This window comes from Falsiroseomonas sp. HW251 (assembly GCF_050563545.1).
GTDB lineage: Bacteria > Pseudomonadota > Alphaproteobacteria > Acetobacterales > Acetobacteraceae > Falsiroseomonas.
Window position 1 is genome coordinate 24,548 of sequence record NZ_JBNXUM010000040.1, and the last position, 17,913, is coordinate 42,460.

A 17,913-nucleotide genomic window follows, 5' to 3' on the forward strand; every position below is an offset into this window, starting at 1 on the left:
CCTCAAAACCCTAAAACCGTAAAGTTCCGCTCAGGTCAGCAGGTGGCCGAAGCGCCGCGCCTTGGTCTGGAGATAGGCGTCGTTCACGCCGTTCGCCGCGAACTGGTGCGCTTCCCGGCCCTCCACCCCGATCCCGCAGGCCGCGAGGCCGGCGAGCTTGTCGGGGTTGTTGGTCAGCAGCCTGACGCGTCCGATCCCGACGGCGCGCAGCATCTCGGCCGCGACCCAGAAGTTGCGCTCGTCCGCGCCGTAGCCCAGCGCCCGGTTCGCATCGAGCGTGTCGAGCCCCTGGTCCTGCAGCGCATAGGCGCGCAGCTTGTTCACCAGGCCGATCCCCCGCCCTTCCTGGGCGAGATAGAGCAGCACGCCGCCCGACGGGTCCTCGGCCATGCGCTTGATCGCGCCGCGCAGCTGCGGCCCGCAGTCGCAGCGCAGGCTCCCCAGCAGGTCGCCGGTGAAGCATTCGGAGTGGATGCGGGCGAGCGGCACGCTGCCTTCGGCCAGCGCCTGCTCGGGCTGGCCGACGAGGATCGCGAGGTGCTCGATCCCGCCATCCGCGGCGCGGAAGGCGACGAGCCTGGCCTCCGGCGCGTCCTCCAGCGGGACGCGGGCCTCCGCGACGCGGGTCAGCGTGCCGGCGGCGGTGTCGGGATAGGCGGCGATGTGCCCGGCCTCGACGGACAGCAGGTCGAGCCGCCCGGACGCGGCCTCGGCCGCCGGCGCGGCAACCAGCGCCGGCAGCAGCCGCGCCAGCTTGGCCAGCGCGATCGCCGCGGAGGCGAGCGCCGGCGCGCCGACCCGCTCCGGCTCCGCCGGCAGCAGCCGCTCCGCGGTCGGGTCGGCAAGCGACCTGAGCACGGCGGGATCGAGCAGCGCGGGCGGCAGGCGCAGCGCGACGGCGCCGGCCTCGGTGCCCGGGGCATCCTGCGGCACGGGGCGCTGCAGGACCGCCGCGGCGCGCACGGGCGCGAGCAGCAGCACGGCCGGGCCGATCCCGGCCAGGCCGAGTTCGGACAGGCCGCGTGCCGAGACGGTTTCGGCGGCCGCGATGATAAGGGTGTGATCGCCGCCGCGGATCAGCACGGGCGTGCCGCGGCGCAGCTCCGCCATGGCGCGGTGGACGGCGCGCAGCGCCCGCGCGGCGGACGCCTGGTCCCCACCCAATCCGCGGTCGTGCAAGCTGGCAGCGAGGTGGCCGGTCAAACTCATTCCCTATCGTCCGTGCTGGCGGCGCTATACACGCGCCCCAATGTGGCGCGGCAAAGGCGTTTGGAAGGGTGTGGCGGGAAGAAAAACATTCCGCCCGTCAAGCGACGGTGATCGTAACGCCTTGCGACAATGCTTGCCCGGCTCGTGAGCAACGGGCAGTGTCGTGATGTCAGCGCAGGCGTTCCTTCGATCCCGGGTTGGGGCGGGAACGCCGTCGTGAAAACCCACGCGTCATGGCGGCGCCAATCCGCCGGAGGAGCTGAGAGCAATGGCTGGTCCCCGACCGATCCTCGTCGTGGACGACGACGAGGCGCTGCGCGAGACTCTGAGCGAGCAGCTCGCCCATGACGGAGAGTTCGCGCCCGAGCAGGCCGGCACCGCCGGCGAGGCTCTGGCGAGGCTGTCCGCCGAGGATGCGCGCTTCGACGCCGTCATCCTCGACATCGGCCTGCCCGACGGCGACGGGCGGGAGCTCTGCGCCAGGCTGCGCCGCCAGGGCTTCAGGATGCCGATCCTGATGCTCACCGGCGCCGACCAGGAGCAGGACATCGTCCGCGGCCTCGACAGCGGCGCGAACGACTACATCGCCAAGCCCTTCCGGGTGAGCGAGCTGACGGCGCGCCTGCGCGCTCAGCTCCGCGTCTTCGACAACAGCGAGGACGCGGTGTTCACCGTCGGGCCCTACACCTTCCGCCCCTCGGCGAAGCTGCTGCTCGAGGTCGCGCGGAACCGCAAGATCCGCCTGACCGAGAAGGAGGCGGCGATCCTCAAGTACCTGTATCGCGCGGGCGGGCGCCCGGTCGGGCGGCAGATTCTGCTGAACGAGGTCTGGGGCTACAACAGCGCGGTCACGACCCATACGCTCGAAACCCACATCTACCGCCTGCGCCAGAAGATCGAGCCCGACCCGAGCCAGGCGCGGCTGCTGCTGACGGAAGGCGGGGGGTACCGGCTGGACCCGCATGCGGGTCGCGCGACCCAGCAGGCGGCGTAGGCGCGGGCCAGCCCGACGAGAAGAAAGGCCCGTCGGAGCGATCCGGCGGGCCTTTTTCATGAGTCTCTGATCCACGGCCCCCTCGCCCGCAAGAGCGGGGGAGGGCGAAAAGAACGAGAGGTGAAGCGAAGCGCCCCTACTCCAGCCGCGCCGCCTCGTCGAAGCTCAGCCGCGGCAGCCGCGGCATCACGCCGGCGGGATCGCCATAGCCCAGATTGACCAGGAAGTTCGACTTCCACGTCGTGCCGCCGAAGAACAGCTCGTCGAGCTTCGCCGCATCGAAACCGCTCATCGGGCCGGCATCGAGCCCGACCGCGCGCGCCGCCAGGATCAGGTACGCGCCCTGCAGCGAGCCGTTGCGGAACGCCGTCTGCTCCGCGAAGGCCGCGTTGCCCGCGAACCAGGACCGCGCATCGGCATGCGGGAACAGGAAGGGCAGCTTGTCGTAGAAGGCGGCGTCATGCGCGACGATGGCCGTCACCGGCGCCGTCATCGTCTTCTCGATGTTGCCAGGCGAGAGCGCCTGCTTGAGCTTCGCCTTGCCCTCCGCCGTGCGGACGAAGACGAAGCGCGCGGGCGAGGCATTGGCCGAGGTCGGCGCGAACTTCAGGAGGTCATAGACCTCCTGCAGCTTCGCGTCGGGGACCGGGCGGTCCTGCCACTTGTTCTGGGTCCGCGCCTCGCGGAAGAGCTGGTCGAGCGCCTGGTCGTCAAGCACGCTGGGATCGGAGAGCATGGGAAGTCCCTCGGCAGGTTGCGTCGGACCGGATATGGCCCCGCCCTGCCGAAGGTCTGCCCGTCAACCGCCGATGGTGGTCATCACCGGCGAGAATGACGGGCCGGGTGACGATCAGGCCTCGACCTGCTCGACCCGCGTCACCTCGGGCACGTAGTGGCGCAGCATCGTCTCGACCCCGTGCTTCAGCGTCGCGCGCGACGACGGGCAGCCGCTGCACGCACCCTGCAGGTGCAGCCGCACCACGCCCTCGCGGAAGCCGCGGAAGACGATGTCGCCGCCGTCGCCGGCGACGGCGGGGCGCACACGGGTGTCGAGCAGCTCCTTGATCTGCGCCACGACCTCGCCGTCGGCGGCGTCGAAATCCTCCTCCTCCGAGGCTTCCTCGGCGCCTTCGATCGCCGGCAGGCCGGCGACGTAGTGGTCCATGATGGCGGCGAGCACGCGAGGCTTCAGCGCCACCCAGTCGGCGTCCTCGCCCTTGGTGACGGTGACGAAGTCGTTGCCGAGGAAGACGCGGGCGACGTCGCCGACGCCGAAGATGCGCGCAGCCAGCGGGCTGCGGCCCTCGGCCTCGTCGGCGGCGGTGAAGTCGGCGGTGCCGCGCCCGCCCATGACGTCCCGCCCGGGCAGGAACTTCAGGGTGGCGGGGTTGGGGGTGCCTTCGGTCTCGATGAACATGCGGGGCGTCCGTTGCGGCCTGGTCGTGTATCCAGGACCTATGTGGTCCTTTTTCCACCGGCCGCAAAGCCCTCCTCCCGCTGCGGGTCGAGAGGGTTGTTCACGTTACCCTCTCGAGCTCCGACTCGCTCAGCGCACCCGGCACGATCGTCATCGGCACCGCGAGCTTCGCGGCGTAGCGCCCGGTCAGCGCCGAGATCAGCGGGCCCGGCCCAGACCCGCCGGTCGCCGCGGCCAGCACCAGGATGGAGATCCGGGGATCCTCCTCGAGCAGCGACAGCAGCTCGTCCCGCGGCTCGCCTTCGCGGATCAGCAGGATGGGCAGGCCGCCGGTGATCTCGTTCACCTCGGCCGCCATGGCGGAGAGCAGCTTCTCCGCCTCCTCCCGCCGCTCCTCGGCCAGCATCGCCCCCACGCCGGCCCATTCGACCTGGCCGGCGGGCTCGATCACCCGCAGCAGCGCCACGCGCCCGCCGCTCTTCTTCGCGCGCAGCGCGGCATAGCGCAGCGCCACGCGCCGCTCCGTGCTGTCGTCCACCACCACCAGGAAGACCCGGTCCCGCCGCGCCTGGGCCGCCGCCGCGCTCTCGCCCATCAGCCCCTCCGGAACAGCACGCTGCCGAGCCAGCCCGCCAGAGCCGCCAGCACGATGCAGGCTAGCCCATACAACACCGGCCAGTCGCGCGCGACGAAGGCGATCTGCGCGGCCGAGCCGACACGCGCAACCTCCAGCGCCAGGTCCTGCCGGGCGACGACGCGCCCGTCCCGCACCAGCATGACCTGGACGCGATACTCGCCCGTCGGCACCGTGGACGGCACGGGCAGCCGCACCGAGAAGAGCCGACCGCCCGCGACCTCGATCGTATTGACCTGGTCCACCCAGAGCCCGCCCTGCTGCTTGAGCTCGCGCAGCGCCACGCGGAACTGCGGCCCGCGCGCCCCGAGCTGCGGCAGGGGGATCAGGTCCATCCCCAGTCGTAAATCCGCCCTCTCGTCGGGCGAGACCAGCTCCCCGACCGGTGTCGTGGAGGCGAGCGCCCAATAGGCCGGGATCCGGTTGAAGCGAGCGGCGGCGCCGTTGATCCAGAAGCCCAGCACGTTGACCTTCTCGCGCACCACCATGGAGGCCTGCGGACCGGTCGCGAGCACCACCACCGCATCGCCCTGCGGCCCGATCAGCCGCTCCGTCGCGCCGAAGACCAGGATCTCGCCGCCGGTGAAGGCGGTCGTCACCTCGATCCGCCGGACACTGAGCTCGGCAGCGAGCGACGGCGGCGCGACCTGTGCGAAGGCCGGGAGCGTCGTGATGAGCCAGGTCGCGATGAGGGCGAGGGCGGCCAGCAGGGAGGGGTCCGGGGAGGGTAGCGCCCTCCCCGGTGACGCCCCGCCCCTCACGGCGCCGGGCCGATCACGAAGAGCTGTCCCGGCGTCCGCAGCAGGTCCCACAGCAGCGCGCCGGCGACGAACAGCACCAGGGCGCCGAGCAGCGCACGGGTTTCCTCGCCGCGGAGCTTGCCGCCCATCGCCGCGCCGAACTGCGCGCCGGCCACGCCGCCGGCCAGCAGCAGCAGGGTCAGCACGATGTCCACGCTGCCGACCTGCACGGCCTGCAGGAAAGTCACGTTCGCCGTGACGAAGACCACCTGGAACAGGGACGTGCCGATCACGATCGAGGTCGGCATGCCCAGCAGGTAGATCATGGCGGGCACCAGCATGAAGCCGCCGCCCACGCCCATCACCGCCGACAGCACGCCGATCAGGAACCCCAGCGTCAGCGGCGGGATGACGGAGATGTAGAGCCGCGACTTGCGGAACCGCATCTTCAGCGGCAGGCCGTGGATCCAGAGATGCTCGTGCAGGCGTCTCGGCCGCGCCTTGCCGCGGCGGAGGATGGCGCCGAGGCTTTCCCGCATCATCAGCCCGCCGACCGAGCCCAGCACGACGATGTAGAAGATCGCGACGGCGAGATCGACCTGGCCCGCGCGGCGCAGCCAGGCGAAGAGCTGCACGCCGGCGGCCGAGCCCATGAAGCCGCCCACCAGCAGCACCGTGCCCATTCGCACGTCCACGTTGCCGCGCCGCCACTGTGCAATGAGCCCGGAGACCGAGGCGCCGAGCGTCTGGTTCGCGCCCGACCCGACCGCGACCGGGGACGGGATGCCGATCAGGATCAGCAGCGGCGTCAGCAGGAAGCCGCCGCCCACGCCGAACAGGCCCGACAGCCAGCCCACGCCGAAGCCGATGCCCAGCAGCAGCAGGGCATCCACCGACATCTCGGCGATCGGCAGATACACCTGCATCGCGAATCAGGCCCGCATCGTCGGAGACGGTCTTCCATGCCGGGGTGGCGGGAATGCGGCGCCACGGGGCGCGGCGTCGCGCCCGGCACTGTCGCGCCGGTTGCGTGGTCGCGTCCAGGGGCCGAACTGCGCGACCTGCCGGGCGTTGCCGGGGCGCAACCGGAAAGGGGCCGCATCATGCAGGCCAGGACATCAACCGCCGAAGAGACCACGATCGGCACGGGCGTCGAGGGCGCGCCCGCCCTGCCGCCGCGCATCTCATGGGGCGCGGTGATCGCCGGCGGCGTCGTCGCCGTGGCGATCGGCGCCCTGCTCAACCTGCTCGGGCTCGCGGTCGGCGCGACGACGATCGATCCCGCGACGCCGGGCGACACGCCCTCGGCCTCGCTGCTGGCGAAGGCGGGCGGGCTGTGGCTGCTGCTGGCCAACCTCATCGGGCTCGGCATCGGCGGCTGGGTGGCGGCCAGGCTGTCCGGCACCTCGGACGACACGGACGGTCTGCTGCACGGGCTCGCGGTCTGGGCGCTCGGCTTCCTGCTCTCGGCGGTGCTGCTCGGCAATCTCGCGGCAGGTGCGGCGAACACCGCGGTGCAGGGCGCGTCCTCCGTGCTCGGCGGCGCGATGCAGGGCGCGGGGCAGGCCGTCGGCCAGGCCGCGCAGGCCGTCGCGCCGGACGCCGCGCGGTCGGTGGATCCCAACGCGCTGGCCGAGCGGCTGCAATCCGCCCTGCAGAGCGGCGGCGATCCCCGCGCCATGACGCCCGACCAGCGCCGCGCCGAGATCACGCGGATCATCGGCGAGCGCGTGCGCCAGGGCGGCTTCCTGGGCAACCAGCGCGACCGGCTGTCGCAGCTCGTCGCGGCGGAAGCCAACATCCCGGCCGAGGAAGCCAACAACCGCATCGGCCAGCTCGAGACCCAGGCGCGCGAGGCCGCGGCCCAGGCCGAGCAGGCCGCGCGCCAGGCCGCTGAAAAGGCGGCGGATGCGGCGGCGACCGGCGCCTATTGGCTCTTCGCGGCGATGCTGCTCGGTGCCGGCGCGGCGGTGCTGGGCGCACGGCTCGGCACCCGGCGCGAGGTCGGGCTGCGCAGCTACGCCTGAGGCGTAGCCGCCGCGTCGCCCAGCGCGGCCAGGCGCGCCACCAAGGCAGGCAGGGTCCGGCGCGCGAGGCCGCGCCGGGCCAGCTTGCCGACCAGCCTGGCCGCGAAACCGTGCTGCGCGGGATCGAGCGTCGCGGCGCGCAGCGCGCCCTCCGCGGCCAGGTCGTGGCGGCCGCTCCGCCAGGCCTGCCGCGCGAGTTCCGTCCACCAGATCGCGGAGCCGCCGCGCGCACCGCGAACCGCGCGCCGAATCGCCGCGAGGTCGGGTTCCGCTTCGGTCAGCAGCGCACGGACGATCCGGCCCAGCAGGCCGATCTGCCGGAGGTGCAGCGTCGCGGGATGACCACCGAAGGGCAGCGCGAGCACCCGCGCACGCCCGCCGCAGGCCGCCCTGATCAGCGCGAGGTGCCGCGCGTCCATGCCGACCGTCTCGGCGACGACGAGGAGCGTCGCATCGCGCGACAGCCCGCCCGGCAGGTCGTCGCCGGCGGGATCGAGGCGCGGCAGTTCCGGCCGCGACCGCGTGTCGAAGGGCACCTTCTCCGGCAGCATGGAGAAGCGCGGCGAGATCGCGACGACGCGCGTCACGCCGAGTGCCGCGGAGTGGCGGAGCGCCGCATAGGCGCCGAGGCTCTGGCCATAGGCGACGCGGTGCCGGAAGGGCGCGGCCGCGGCGCACAGGCCGGGCAGCGCGCGGCGCATCTCGTCCACGATGAACCAGTGGTTCCAGGACGCCGTGAGGTGGATCGCCGGCAGGCCGGCCCGGCGCAGGAAGCCCGCGCCGAAGGCGTGCATCCAGCCCGGCACCTCGCGCATGTCGCGCCCGGAGAAGGTGAGGACGACGGTGTCGGCGGCCGGATCGCCCGGGACGAAGCTGGCGCGCAGGTCGGTCCCGTCGAACAGCAGGCCCATCCGTTTCGGCTAGCATGACGGCGCCCGCCGGGGCAAAGCTGCGGCCATGATGCTCGGCCGACGCCTCCTCCTCGCCGCCCCTCTCGCGATCCCCGCGCTGCGCCCTGCCCTGGGCCAGGCCAGCACCCGGGTCAGCCTGGTGCACGTCAACGACTTCCACAGCCGGCACGAGGGCGGCCAGGCCAATGGAGCGTCCTGCCGCGTCGCCGATCCCTGCCTCGGCGGCAGCGCCCGCCTGGTCGCGGCGGTGAAGGCCGCGCGCGCCGCGGCGGAGGCCGAGGGGCGCGCGACGCTGACGCTCGACGGCGGCGACGAGTTCATGGGCAGCCTGTTCTACACGCTGCATCGCGGCGCCGCGGAAGCGGCGATCCAGCATCTGTGGGGCGTCGAGGCGATGGCGCTCGGCAACCACGAATTCGACCACGGGCCGGAGAATCTGGCGCGCTACCTCGATATCCTGCGCAAGCCGATCGTGGCGGCGAACCTCGACACCTCGGCGGAGCCCGCGCTGGACGGCAAGGTCCGGCCGGCGGTCGAGCTCACGCGCGGCGGGCAGCGCGTGGTGGTGATCGGGCTGATCACCGAGACGACGCCGAACGTCGCTTCGCCCGGGCCGCGCCTGCGCTTCCGCAACGCCGAGGAGGTCACGGAGCGCGCGGTGGCCGAGGCGCGCGCGCAGGGACCGGCGACGGTCGTCGTGCTGTCTCATCGCGGGATCGAGGCGGACCGGCGCATGGCGGCGCGCGTCGCGGGGATCGATGCGATCGTCGGCGGGCATTCGCACACGATCCTGGCGAACCGCCCCGACGCCGAAGGCCCGGCGCCGGTGCTGGTGGACGGGCGCGACCGCACGGTGCGCATCGTGCAGGCCGGCGCGCTGGGGCGCTTCGTCGGGCGGCTCGACCTGGACCTGGCCGAGGGCGGCCGCGTCGTCGCGCACAAGGGCGACGCGACGGAGATCACGCCGGACATGCCGGAGGATGCGGAGGCGCTGGCCGTCGTCGCGCGCTTCGCCGAGCCGCTAGGCGATCTGCGCGCGAGGCCGGTGGCCAGCGCGACATCCGCCTTCGACAACGGCAATTGCCGCCAGGCGGAATGCGCGATCGGCAACGTGATCGCGGAGGCGCTGCTGGCCGCCGCACCCGGATCCGACATTGCGATCCACAATGGCGGAGGCATCCGCGCGAGCCTGCCGGCGGGAACCGTCACCTATGGCGACGTCCTGACCACGATGCCCTTCGGCAACACGCTGGCGACGCTGACGATCCGCGGCGGCGACCTGCGCGCGGCGCTGGAGAACGGCCTCTCGCAGCCCGGCGGCGGGCGCTTTCCGCAGGTCGCGGGGATCCGGATCGTCGCCGACATGTCCCGCCCGGCGGGGCAGCGCCTGGTCTCGGCGGAGGTGCTGGCCGGCGAGCGCGCCGGGCCGCTCGACAACGAGCGCGCCTATCGCGTGGTGACGCACAACTTCCTCCGCCGCGGCGGCGACGGCTACGCACCCTTCCGCGACGCCGCGCTGGACTCCTACGACACCGGGCCGCTGGTGGAGGAGGTGGTGTCGGCCTGGATGGGCACGCGCTCGCCGCTGTCGCCGATGACGGACGGGCGGATCGCGCTGCGATGAGCGATCCTCGCCGGTTCGCGCCGGCGGCGGCACGGAACCGCGAGGCGATCCTGGCGGTGCTGCGCGGCGTGCTGCCCGCGCGCGGCCTGGTGCTGGAGATCGCGAGCGGCAGCGGCGAGCATTGCGCGTTCTTCGCGGCGGCGCTGCCGGGTCTGGACTGGCAGCCGAGCGATCCCGATCCCGACAACGTCGCGAGTTGCGACGCCTGGTGCGCGGGGCTGCCGAATGTGCGCCGGGCGATCGTGCTGGACGCGACCTCGGACTGGACGGTGGAGCGCGCCGATGCCGTGCTCTGCATCAACATGATCCATATCGCACCCTGGAGCGCGGCTCTGGGGCTGCTGCGCGGGGCAGCGCGCGTGCTGCGCGCGCGCTCGCCGCTGGTGCTCTACGGGCCGTGGTTCAGAGCGGGCGTGGAGACGGCGCCGGGGAACCTGGCCTTCGACGCGGATCTGCGGGCGCGGGATCCCGCATGGGGCGTGCGACGGCTGGAGGATTTCGTGGCGGCGGCGGGAGAGGATTTCGACGCGCCGAGCGTGACCGAGATGCCGGCGAACAACGTGACGGTGGTGATGCGAAGGAAGTAGCGAACGCTCCTCGCCCGCACGCCCGGTTCCCTCCCCCGATTGCGGGGGAGGGAAATCAAGGAGCGGGGGAGATAGCGATCACCCGCCCCGCGTCGCGAGCATCTGCTTGATCTCGCCGATGGCCTGCGCGGGGTTCAGCCCCTTCGGGCAGGTCCGCGCGCAGTTCATGATGGTGTGGCAGCGATACAGCTTGAACGGGTCCTCGAGGTTGTCGAGCCGCTCGCCGGTGTGGTCGTCGCGGCTGTCCGCAATCCAGCGATAGGCCTGCAGCAGCACCGCCGGACCGAGATAGCGGTCGCCGTTCCACCAGTAGCTCGGGCAGGCCGTGGTGCAGCAGAAGCACAGGATGCACTCCCACAACCCGTCGAGCTTCGCCCGCTCCTCCTTCGACTGCAGCCGCTCGGCATCCGGCGGGGGCGGGGTGTCGGACTTCAGCCAGGGCTCGACGCTGCGGAGCTGCGCGTAGATCTGGGAGAGGTCCGGCACCAGGTCCTTCACCACCGGCATGTGCGGCAGCGGGGAGATCTTCACGTCGCCCTTCACGTCCTCGATCGGCTTGAGGCAGGCGAGCGTGTTCAGCCCGTCGATGTTCATCGAGCAGGAGCCGCAGATGCCCTCCCGGCAGGAGCGGCGGAAGGTCAGGCTGCTGTCGATCTCGTTCTTGATCTTGATCAGCGCGTCCAGGACCATCGGGCCGCACTGGTCGAGGTCGATCTCGTAGGTGTCGGTCCGCGGGTTGTCGCCGCTGTCGGGATCCCAGCGGTAGATCCTGAACGACTTGACGTTCTTCGACCCCGAGGGCGCGGGATAGCGCTTGCCCTCGGTGATCGTGGAGTTCTTGGGAAGGGTGAAGGTGGCCATGTCAGCGGGTCGCCTTGATCAGTAAACCCGCGCCTTCGGCGGGAAGACCTGAACTTCGTTGGTGAGGGTGCGCATCTTCACCGACCGGTAGTCCAGGCGGACATTGCCGTCGCCGTCGCACCAGGCCAGCGTGTGCTTCATCCAGTTGGCGTCGTCGCGCTCGGGGAAGTCTTCCTGGGCATGCGCGCCGCGGCTTTCCTTGCGGGCGTCGGCGCTGACGATCGTCGTCATCGCATTGCCCAGGAGGTTGTCGAGCTCCAGCGCCTCCATCAGGTCGCTGTTCCAGATCAGGCTGCGGTCGGCGATCTTCAGGTCGCCCATCCCGCCCCAGATCTTCCGCATCTTCTCGACCCCTTCCTTCAGGCTGTCGGTCGAGCGGAACACTGCGGCATGCGTCTGCATCGTGCGCTGCATCTGCACGCGCAGCTCGCTGGTCGGCGTGCCGCCCTTCGCGTTGCGGATGCGGTCGAAGCGGTCGAGGTCGCGCTCGCCAGCGTTGGACGGCAGCGGCGGCTGCGACGCGCCGGGCTTGATCGTCTCCGACGCGCGATGCGCCGCGGCGCGGCCGAACACCACGAGGTCGAGCAGCGAATTGGTGCCGAGCCGGTTCGCGCCGTGGACCGACACGCAGGCGGCCTCGCCCACCGCCATCAGGCCGGGAACGATGGCGTCCTCGTTGTCGCGGGTCGGGCGCAGGACCTCCGTGTGGATGTTCGTGGGGATGCCGCCCATGTTGTAGTGCACGGTCGGCAGGATCGGGATCGGCTCCTTCGTGACATCGACGCCGGCGAAGATCTTCGCGGTCTCGCTGATGCCGGGCAGGCGCTCATGCAGCAGCTCGGCACCCAGGTGCTCGAGGTGCAGCAGGATGTGGTCCTTGTGGGGGCCGACGCCGCGGCCCTCGCGGATCTCGACCGACATGGCCCGCGACACGACATCGCGCGAGGCCAGGTCCTTCGCGGTCGGGGCGTAGCGCTCCATGAAGCGCTCGCCCGCGGAGTTCGTGAGGTAGCCGCCCTCGCCGCGCGCGCCCTCGGTGATAAGGCAGCCCGCGCCGTAGATGCCCGTCGGGTGGAACTGCACGAATTCCTGGTCCTGCAGCGGGAGCCCTGCGCGCAGCACCATCGCGTTGCCGTCGCCGGTGCAGGTATGCGCCGAGGTGCACGACAGATACGCACGGCCGTAGCCGCCGGTCGCCATCACCACGGTCTGCGCGCGGAAGCGGTGGATCGAGCCGTCCTCGAGGCACCAGGCGGTGACGCCGCGGCACGCGCCCTCGTCGTCCATGATGAGGTCGAGGGCGAAATACTCGACGAAGAACTCGCAGCCATGCTTGAGCGACTGCTGGTAGAGCGTGTGCAGGATCGCGTGGCCCGTGCGGTCGGCGGCGGCGCAGGCGCGCATCGCCGGCGTCTTGCCGTAATGCTGCATGTGGCCGCCGAAGGGGCGCTGGTAGATCTTGCCGTCCTCGGTCCGGCTGAAGGGCACGCCGTAATGCTCGAGCTCGATGACGGCGGGGATCGCCTCGCGGCACATGTATTCGATGGCGTCCTGGTCGCCGAGCCAGTCCGACCCCTTCACGGTGTCGTACATGTGCCAGCGCCAGTCGTCCTCGCCCATGTTGCCGAGCGCGGCGCCGACGCCGCCCTGGGCGGCCACGGTGTGGCTCCGCGTCGGGAAGACCTTGGTGATGCAGGCGGTCTTCAGCCCCGCCGCGCCCATGCCGAAGGTCGCGCGGAGCCCCGCGCCGCCGGCGCCGACCACCACGACGTCGTAGGTGTGATCCACGATCCGGTAGGCGCCCCCATTGGGACCAACATGGGGCTTGGAGATGGCGTTCATCGTGCCGTCCGTGTGTCAGGCCCGGGCCCGGGATAGGGCCCGCGCATGGGAAATCGTGCCTCGGCGGTCAGACTGCAATCCTCAGGACCGCGATCCGCAGCACCGCGAGCGCCGCGGCGATGCCGAGCAGCCAGCAGGCGCCCTTGGTCATCAAAACCAGGGCGATCCTGGTCCATTCGTTGTTCGTGTAGTCCTCGATGACGACCTGCAGGCCCGACGCCGTGTGGTGGAAGGTCAGGCCGATTAGCGCGAGCAGCAGCACCGCGTTGAAGGGCCGGCCGATCCAGACCAGGGCCTCGGCATGGGTCATGCCGGCATTCGTCGCCATGGCGACGATGAACCAGATCATCAGCGGCAGCAGCGCGATGGAGGTGACGCGCTGCATCCACCAGTGATGCGCGCCGGAGTGGGAGGCGCCGAGGCCCCGCACGCGCGCCAGCGGCGCCTGCATCTGCGCCTGGCGGGGAGGCTGGCCGGAGGTGGAATGAGACATGGTCAGCCCCTCACCAGGAGATCAGCAGCATCAGCCAGGTAAGGGCCGTCAGCACCGCGGTGCCGACCAGCACCGCGCGGCCGGTCCTGTAGGTCGTCGGGATGTCGTAGCCCCAGCCCGCATCCCAGGCGAGGTGCCGGATGCCGGCCAGCGTGTGGAACCACGCCGCCGCCGTCAGCCCCATCAGGAACAGCACGCCGAGGAAGGAGCCGAGGAACCACTGCGCCGTGGCGAAGGCGGAGGCGCCGGAGGCCGCGGCGATCAGCCACCAGCTCATCACTACTACGCCGACAGTCCAGATCATGCCGGTGACGCGATGCGAGATCGAGATGGCGCTGGTCATCTGCAGCATGTCATAGACCTGCAGATGCGGGGACAACGGGCGGCGGATGGTCGTGCCGTCCGACCGGCGACCGATCATGGTCGCCTCGCGCGAGTCCTTCATGACGGACATGACTACGCTCCCGATCGCGCATCATGTCCGGGCCCGAGGGCCTCGACGACACCTGCGCATCTTCCTCACCCGTCTCTTTATGGTGCACTGCGCCATAGCGTCAACGCGGGGAGGCGTGGCGGTCTGGGTGACGTTTTGAACATGACGGTCGGGGCTTAGGAATGTTATCATATTCCCATGCCCCGACCCGGTCCGAGTCGCCCGCCAGGAGCCGTGCCGCCTCGCCCGTCCCGCGGGCAGCGATGGTTCGACCTCATCCACAAGCTGCTCACCGGCGGCGCCGCCCTGGCGACGCTGGTGAAGCTGCTGCTGGGGTGACGTCAGCGCGTGGAGCGCGCCAGCCCCGCATACTGCGCGGCGGCGAAGACGGCCACCGCGATCGCCTGGGCAACGACGAAGGCGATGCCGAGCCCGGTAGGCGCCACCCAGCCCGAGGCCAGCAGCAGCAAGCTGTCCGCGGCCCAGACGGCGTTGCCGCCGACGACGAGCCAGACCAGCCAGGCCGGCAGAGCGTCCCGCCGTGCCATCCGGGCGACGAGGGCGGCGTAGGCGATGCAGAAGGCGCCGGCGCCCTGCAGCAGCGCGCCCGGCAGCCCGAGCGGCGCGGCGAGCGAGCTCCCGCCGGCCAATGCCAGGGCCCCGAGCGTGCCGGAGGCGATGGCGTCGGCGCCGAGCGCCAGGCGCAACAGGCGCGAAGGCCGGATCGCGGCGGGGGTGGCGATGGTGGTGTCCATGCTGTCGTCCTCCTCGGCGGGCGGCCCTATCGCCGTCCCGCTGGCGCCGAGGATCGCGACGCCGGGCCCGCGAAGCGATGACGTCGGAGGTAATCGAAACGCGGCGCGCGGCGCGGCAGGATGCGTCCATGACCGTGATGACCCGCGATGTCGGCGGCCTGATCCGCGAATGGCGCCGCCGCCGGCGCCTGTCCCAGCTGGCGCTCGCCAGCGAGGCCGAGATCTCACAGCGGCACCTGAGCTTCGTGGAATCCGGCCGCTCGAAGCCGAGCCGGGAGATGCTGCTGCACCTCTGCGAGCAGCTCGAGGTGCCGCTGCGCGAGCGCAACCTGCTGCTGGTCGCCGCCGGCTTCGCGCCGCACTACCCCCAGCGCGCCTGGGACGATCCGGCGATGGCGGGCGCGCGCGCCGTCGTGGCCCGCGTGCTGGCGGCGCATGAGCCCTTCCCCGCCCTCGCCTTCGACCGGCACTGGACGATGCTGGACGCGAACCGCGCCGTGGCGCCGCTGCTGGAGGGTGTCGCCCCCACCCTGCTGCGGCCGCCGGTGAACCTGATGCGGCTCGCGCTACACCCCGAGGGCATCGCGCCGCGCGTCGTCAATCTGTCGGAGTGGCGCGCGCATATCCTGGAGAGGCTCCGCCGCCAGGCCGAGCAGACCGCGGACACCGTGCTGGTCGCGCTGCTGGCGGAGCTGCGCGGGTATCCCGGCGGCGGTCCGCTGCGGGTCGATCACGACGCCGGGGCCGTGGCGGTGCCGCTGCGGCTGCGTGTCGGGGAAACGGAGCTGGCCTTCCTGTCCACGACGACGGTGTTCGGGACGCCGGTGGACGTGACGCTGTCCGAGATCGCGATCGAGGCGTTTCTTCCGGCTGACGCGGCGACGGCCGGGGCGCTGGCGGAGTAGTCAGCCCCGTGGGAAGAAGCGATTCTCCGGCCGCGGCAGCCCGAGATGCTCGCGCAGCGTCGTCCCCTCGTATTCCGTCCTGAACCGCCCGCGCCGCTGCAGTTCCGGCACGACCTTCTCGCAGAAGGCCTCGAGCCCGCCCGGCACATGGCTGAACATGATGTTGAAGCCGTCGCAGGTGCGGGCTTCAAGCCACTCCTCCATCTCGTCCGCGATGGTCTGCGGCGTGCCGACCATCGCGAGCCCCGCATAACCGCCGAGCCGCTGCGCGAGCTGCCGCACGGTCAGGTTCTCCCGCCGCGCCAGGTTGATCGCGCGCTCCCGCCCGCTCTTGCTGCTTTCGGTCTCCGGGATGTCCGGCAGCGGGCCGTCCAGGCCGAATTGCCGCGCATCCACGCCGAGCGCGACCGACAGTGACCCGATCGCGCTTTCAAGGTGCACCAGGCTGTCGAGCTTCGCCCGCATCGCGCGCGCTTCCTCCACCGTCTCGCCGACCACCGTCAGGCAGCCCGGCAGGATCTTGATGAAGTCGGGGTTGCGCCCGATCCGCGCCGCGCGGTCCTTGACGTCGGCGTAGAAGGCCTGCGCGTCCTTGAGCGGACCGCCCGCGGCGAAGACCATCTCGGCGGTCTCGGCGGCGATCTGCCGGCCGGCGTCGGACGCGCCGGCCTGCACGATCACCGGCCAGCCCTGCACGGGCCGCGCGACGTTGAGCGGGCCGCGCACCGACAACTCCTCGCCGACATGATCCAGCACATGCATGCGCGACGGGTCCCAGAAGATCCCGCTGGCGGCGTCGCGGATGAAGGCGTCGTCGGCGAAGCTGTCCCAGAGGCCGGTGACGACGTCATAGAATTCCCGCGCGCGCTTGTAGCGCTCGCCATGCGCCCTGTGGACGTCATGGCCGAAATTGCCGGCGGCGTCGGGATTGGCCGTCGTCACCAGGTTCCACCCCGCGCGCCCGTTCGAGATGTGGTCCAGCGAGGCGAATTTCCGCGCGACATGATAGGGGTCGTTGTAGGTGGTGGACGCTGTCGCGATCAGGCCGATGCGCTCCGTCACCGCCGCGAGCGCGGGCAGCAGGATCAGCGGGTCGAAGCTGGTGACGGTGTGGCTGCGGCGCAGCGCCTCGATCGGCATGTTCAGCAGCGCGAGGTGGTCCGCCATGAAGAAGGCGTCGAACTTCGCGGCCTCCAGCGCCTGGATCAGGTATTTCAGCTTGGGGAAGCTGAAATTCGCGTCGGGCCAGGCGCCGGGATAGCGCCAGGCGCCGGTGTGGATTGTGACGGGGCGCATGAAGGCGCCGAGATGGAGCTGGCGGTTCGGCATGGCGCGGGGCTCGCTTCGATGCCCCAGCATGCGCCGATAACAGCGCCGCGCACATCGTCTATGGCGTCCGGCGCCACATGCGCTGGTGTCATGGCCGCGCGGGATTCATCCCACGTGGGCGCCGCGGCGGAGAAACAGCTTCCCCGCCACAGCAGTGCGCGTCACTCCGGCTGGTAGTTCACGCTGCGCAGCAGCTCCGTCGCGCGGACGATCTCGTTCGCGATGAAGCGGCGGGATTCGTCCGTGCTCTCGGTCACGGGCTCCAGGACCTGCTGCGTCAGGCGCTGTACGATGGCGGGGTCGCGCATCGTCTCCTGCATCAGCGCGTTGATGCGCTGGACGATGTCGTTCGGCGTGCCCTTCGGTGCCCAGACCCCGTACCAGGACTGGAACTCGTAGCCCGGCAGCCCGGCCTCGCCCATGGTCGGCACGTTCGGCGCCAGCGGCGAGCGTTCCTTCGACGCGATGCCGAGCGCGCGGATGCGCCCGCCCTCGGTGTGCGGCAGCAGGTTGAAGGAGGGATCGATCAGCAGCTGCACGTTGCCCGCCATCAGGTCCTGCAGCGCGGGCTGGGTTCCGCGATAGGCCACCATCTCGAGATCCGCGCCCGTCCGCCGGTTCAGCTCGATCGTCGCGAGGTGGCTGGCCGCGCCCAGCGAGGTGATGGCGATCGACCATTGCCGCGGGTTGCGCTTCGCGGCCGCGACCACCTCGGTAAGCGTGCGCTCCGGGCGGTTGCCGGCGATCGCCATGACCAGCGGCGCCTGCGCCGTGCGCGCGCAGACCTCGAGGTCGGTCTGCGGGTCGAAATTGGCGTTCTTGAGGACCAGCGGCATCACCGCGGTGTTGAAGGCTGACGCGAGCAGCGTGTAGCCGTCGGGTGCGGCGCCCAGCACCTCCCGCGTGCCGACCAGGCCGGCGCCGCCGGTCTTGTTCTCGGTGATCGCGGTCGCGCCGAGCCTCTCCTGCAGGCGCGAGGCGGTCAGGCGGGCCAGCATGTCGTTCGCCGCACCGGGCGGCCAGGGGCAGATGACGCGCAGCGGGCGGCCCGTGGGCCAGGTGCCCTGCGCGAAGACGGCGGGCGCCTGCAGCATGCCAAGCGTGGCGGCGGCGATCAGGGTACGGCGTTGCATGGCTGTTTCCTCCTCGACG

19 protein-coding genes are annotated in these 17,913 nt (G+C 71.5%); 5 read left to right on the forward strand and 14 right to left on the reverse strand.

The window, feature by feature from the left end; translation table 11 throughout:
• Nucleotides 1–30 precede the first annotated feature (30 nt).
• Nucleotides 31–1,209, reverse strand: a complete 1,179-nt coding sequence (gene ribA, locus ACLF3M_RS31305) for a GTP cyclohydrolase II RibA (RefSeq protein WP_430660945.1) — start codon at nt 1,207–1,209, stop codon at nt 31–33.
• A gap of 268 nt (nt 1,210–1,477) precedes the next feature.
• Between ribA and ACLF3M_RS31310 the strand changes: the two genes are divergently transcribed.
• On the forward strand, nt 1,478–2,203 hold the full coding sequence (locus ACLF3M_RS31310) for a response regulator transcription factor (RefSeq protein WP_430660946.1): 726 nt from the start codon (nt 1,478–1,480) through the stop codon (nt 2,201–2,203).
• Between the two features lie 136 nt (nt 2,204–2,339).
• Here the strand turns inward: ACLF3M_RS31310 and ACLF3M_RS31315 are convergent, their stop codons facing one another.
• From ACLF3M_RS31315 to ACLF3M_RS31335, 5 genes are all read right to left on the reverse strand, one after another.
• A complete protein-coding gene (locus tag ACLF3M_RS31315) occupies nt 2,340–2,939 on the reverse strand; it encodes a malonic semialdehyde reductase (protein ID WP_430660947.1) in 600 nt (199 codons plus the stop codon).
• A 114-nt stretch (nt 2,940–3,053) separates the two neighbouring features.
• A complete protein-coding gene (locus ACLF3M_RS31320; protein WP_430660948.1) occupies nt 3,054–3,620 on the reverse strand; it encodes a NifU family protein in 567 nt (188 codons plus the stop codon).
• A 100-nt stretch (nt 3,621–3,720) separates the two neighbouring features.
• Nucleotides 3,721–4,215, reverse strand: coding sequence for a universal stress protein (locus ACLF3M_RS31325; protein ID WP_430660949.1), 495 nt, complete (start codon nt 4,213–4,215; stop codon nt 3,721–3,723).
• Complete coding sequence (locus tag ACLF3M_RS31330; protein WP_430660950.1) at nt 4,215–5,015, reverse strand: TIGR02186 family protein; 801 nt, start codon at nt 5,013–5,015, stop codon at nt 4,215–4,217. The genes ACLF3M_RS31325 and ACLF3M_RS31330 overlap by 1 nt, the downstream gene beginning before the upstream one ends.
• On the reverse strand, nt 5,012–5,920 hold the full coding sequence (locus ACLF3M_RS31335) for a sulfite exporter TauE/SafE family protein (RefSeq protein ID WP_430660951.1): 909 nt from the start codon (nt 5,918–5,920) through the stop codon (nt 5,012–5,014). Before ACLF3M_RS31335 ends, ACLF3M_RS31330 begins: the two co-directional genes overlap by 4 nt.
• Nucleotides 5,921–6,097: 177 nt before the next feature.
• Between ACLF3M_RS31335 and ACLF3M_RS31340 the strand changes: the two genes are divergently transcribed.
• On the forward strand, nt 6,098–7,021 hold the full coding sequence (locus ACLF3M_RS31340; RefSeq protein ID WP_430660952.1) for a hypothetical protein: 924 nt from the start codon (nt 6,098–6,100) through the stop codon (nt 7,019–7,021).
• On the opposite strand, the gene ACLF3M_RS31345 is transcribed toward ACLF3M_RS31340, so the two are convergent.
• Nucleotides 7,012–7,932, reverse strand: coding sequence for a hypothetical protein (locus ACLF3M_RS31345; RefSeq protein WP_430660953.1), 921 nt, complete (start codon nt 7,930–7,932; stop codon nt 7,012–7,014). The genes ACLF3M_RS31340 and ACLF3M_RS31345 overlap by 10 nt on opposite strands.
• Nucleotides 7,933–7,978: 46 nt before the next feature.
• Here ACLF3M_RS31345 and ACLF3M_RS31350 point away from each other — a divergent pair, with 46 nt between their 5' ends.
• Both ACLF3M_RS31350 and ACLF3M_RS31355 read left to right on the forward strand, forming a co-directional pair.
• A complete protein-coding gene (locus tag ACLF3M_RS31350; protein WP_430660954.1) occupies nt 7,979–9,556 on the forward strand; it encodes a bifunctional metallophosphatase/5'-nucleotidase in 1,578 nt (525 codons plus the stop codon).
• Nucleotides 9,553–10,143, forward strand: a complete 591-nt coding sequence (locus ACLF3M_RS31355) for a DUF938 domain-containing protein (protein WP_430660955.1) — start codon at nt 9,553–9,555, stop codon at nt 10,141–10,143. The genes ACLF3M_RS31350 and ACLF3M_RS31355 overlap by 4 nt, the downstream gene beginning before the upstream one ends.
• A 78-nt stretch (nt 10,144–10,221) precedes the next feature.
• Here the strand turns inward: ACLF3M_RS31355 and ACLF3M_RS31360 are convergent, their stop codons facing one another.
• From ACLF3M_RS31360 to ACLF3M_RS31380, 5 genes are all read right to left on the reverse strand, one after another.
• Nucleotides 10,222–11,004, reverse strand: coding sequence for a succinate dehydrogenase iron-sulfur subunit (locus tag ACLF3M_RS31360; protein WP_430660956.1), 783 nt, complete (start codon nt 11,002–11,004; stop codon nt 10,222–10,224).
• Between the two features lie 18 nt (nt 11,005–11,022).
• A complete protein-coding gene (gene sdhA / locus ACLF3M_RS31365; protein ID WP_430660957.1) occupies nt 11,023–12,846 on the reverse strand; it encodes a succinate dehydrogenase flavoprotein subunit in 1,824 nt (607 codons plus the stop codon).
• 67 nt (nt 12,847–12,913) lie between these two features.
• A complete protein-coding gene (gene sdhD, locus ACLF3M_RS31370) occupies nt 12,914–13,339 on the reverse strand; it encodes a succinate dehydrogenase, hydrophobic membrane anchor protein (RefSeq protein WP_430660958.1) in 426 nt (141 codons plus the stop codon).
• A 10-nt stretch (nt 13,340–13,349) separates the two neighbouring features.
• Complete coding sequence (gene sdhC, locus ACLF3M_RS31375) at nt 13,350–13,793, reverse strand: succinate dehydrogenase, cytochrome b556 subunit (protein WP_430660959.1); 444 nt, start codon at nt 13,791–13,793, stop codon at nt 13,350–13,352.
• A gap of 320 nt (nt 13,794–14,113) precedes the next feature.
• Entirely contained in the window at nt 14,114–14,527 is a 414-nt protein-coding gene (locus ACLF3M_RS31380; RefSeq protein ID WP_430660960.1) for a hypothetical protein, read from the reverse strand.
• A gap of 128 nt (nt 14,528–14,655) precedes the next feature.
• Here ACLF3M_RS31380 and ACLF3M_RS31385 point away from each other — a divergent pair, with 128 nt between their 5' ends.
• A complete protein-coding gene (locus ACLF3M_RS31385) occupies nt 14,656–15,432 on the forward strand; it encodes a helix-turn-helix domain-containing protein (protein WP_430660961.1) in 777 nt (258 codons plus the stop codon).
• Here the strand turns inward: ACLF3M_RS31385 and ACLF3M_RS31390 are convergent, their stop codons facing one another.
• Nucleotides 15,433–16,791, reverse strand: coding sequence for an LLM class flavin-dependent oxidoreductase (locus ACLF3M_RS31390; protein WP_430660962.1), 1,359 nt, complete (start codon nt 16,789–16,791; stop codon nt 15,433–15,435).
• Nucleotides 16,792–16,922: 131 nt separating this feature from the next.
• Nucleotides 16,923–17,894, reverse strand: coding sequence for a Bug family tripartite tricarboxylate transporter substrate binding protein (locus ACLF3M_RS31395; protein ID WP_430660963.1), 972 nt, complete (start codon nt 17,892–17,894; stop codon nt 16,923–16,925).
• Nucleotides 17,895–17,913 lie beyond the last annotated feature (19 nt).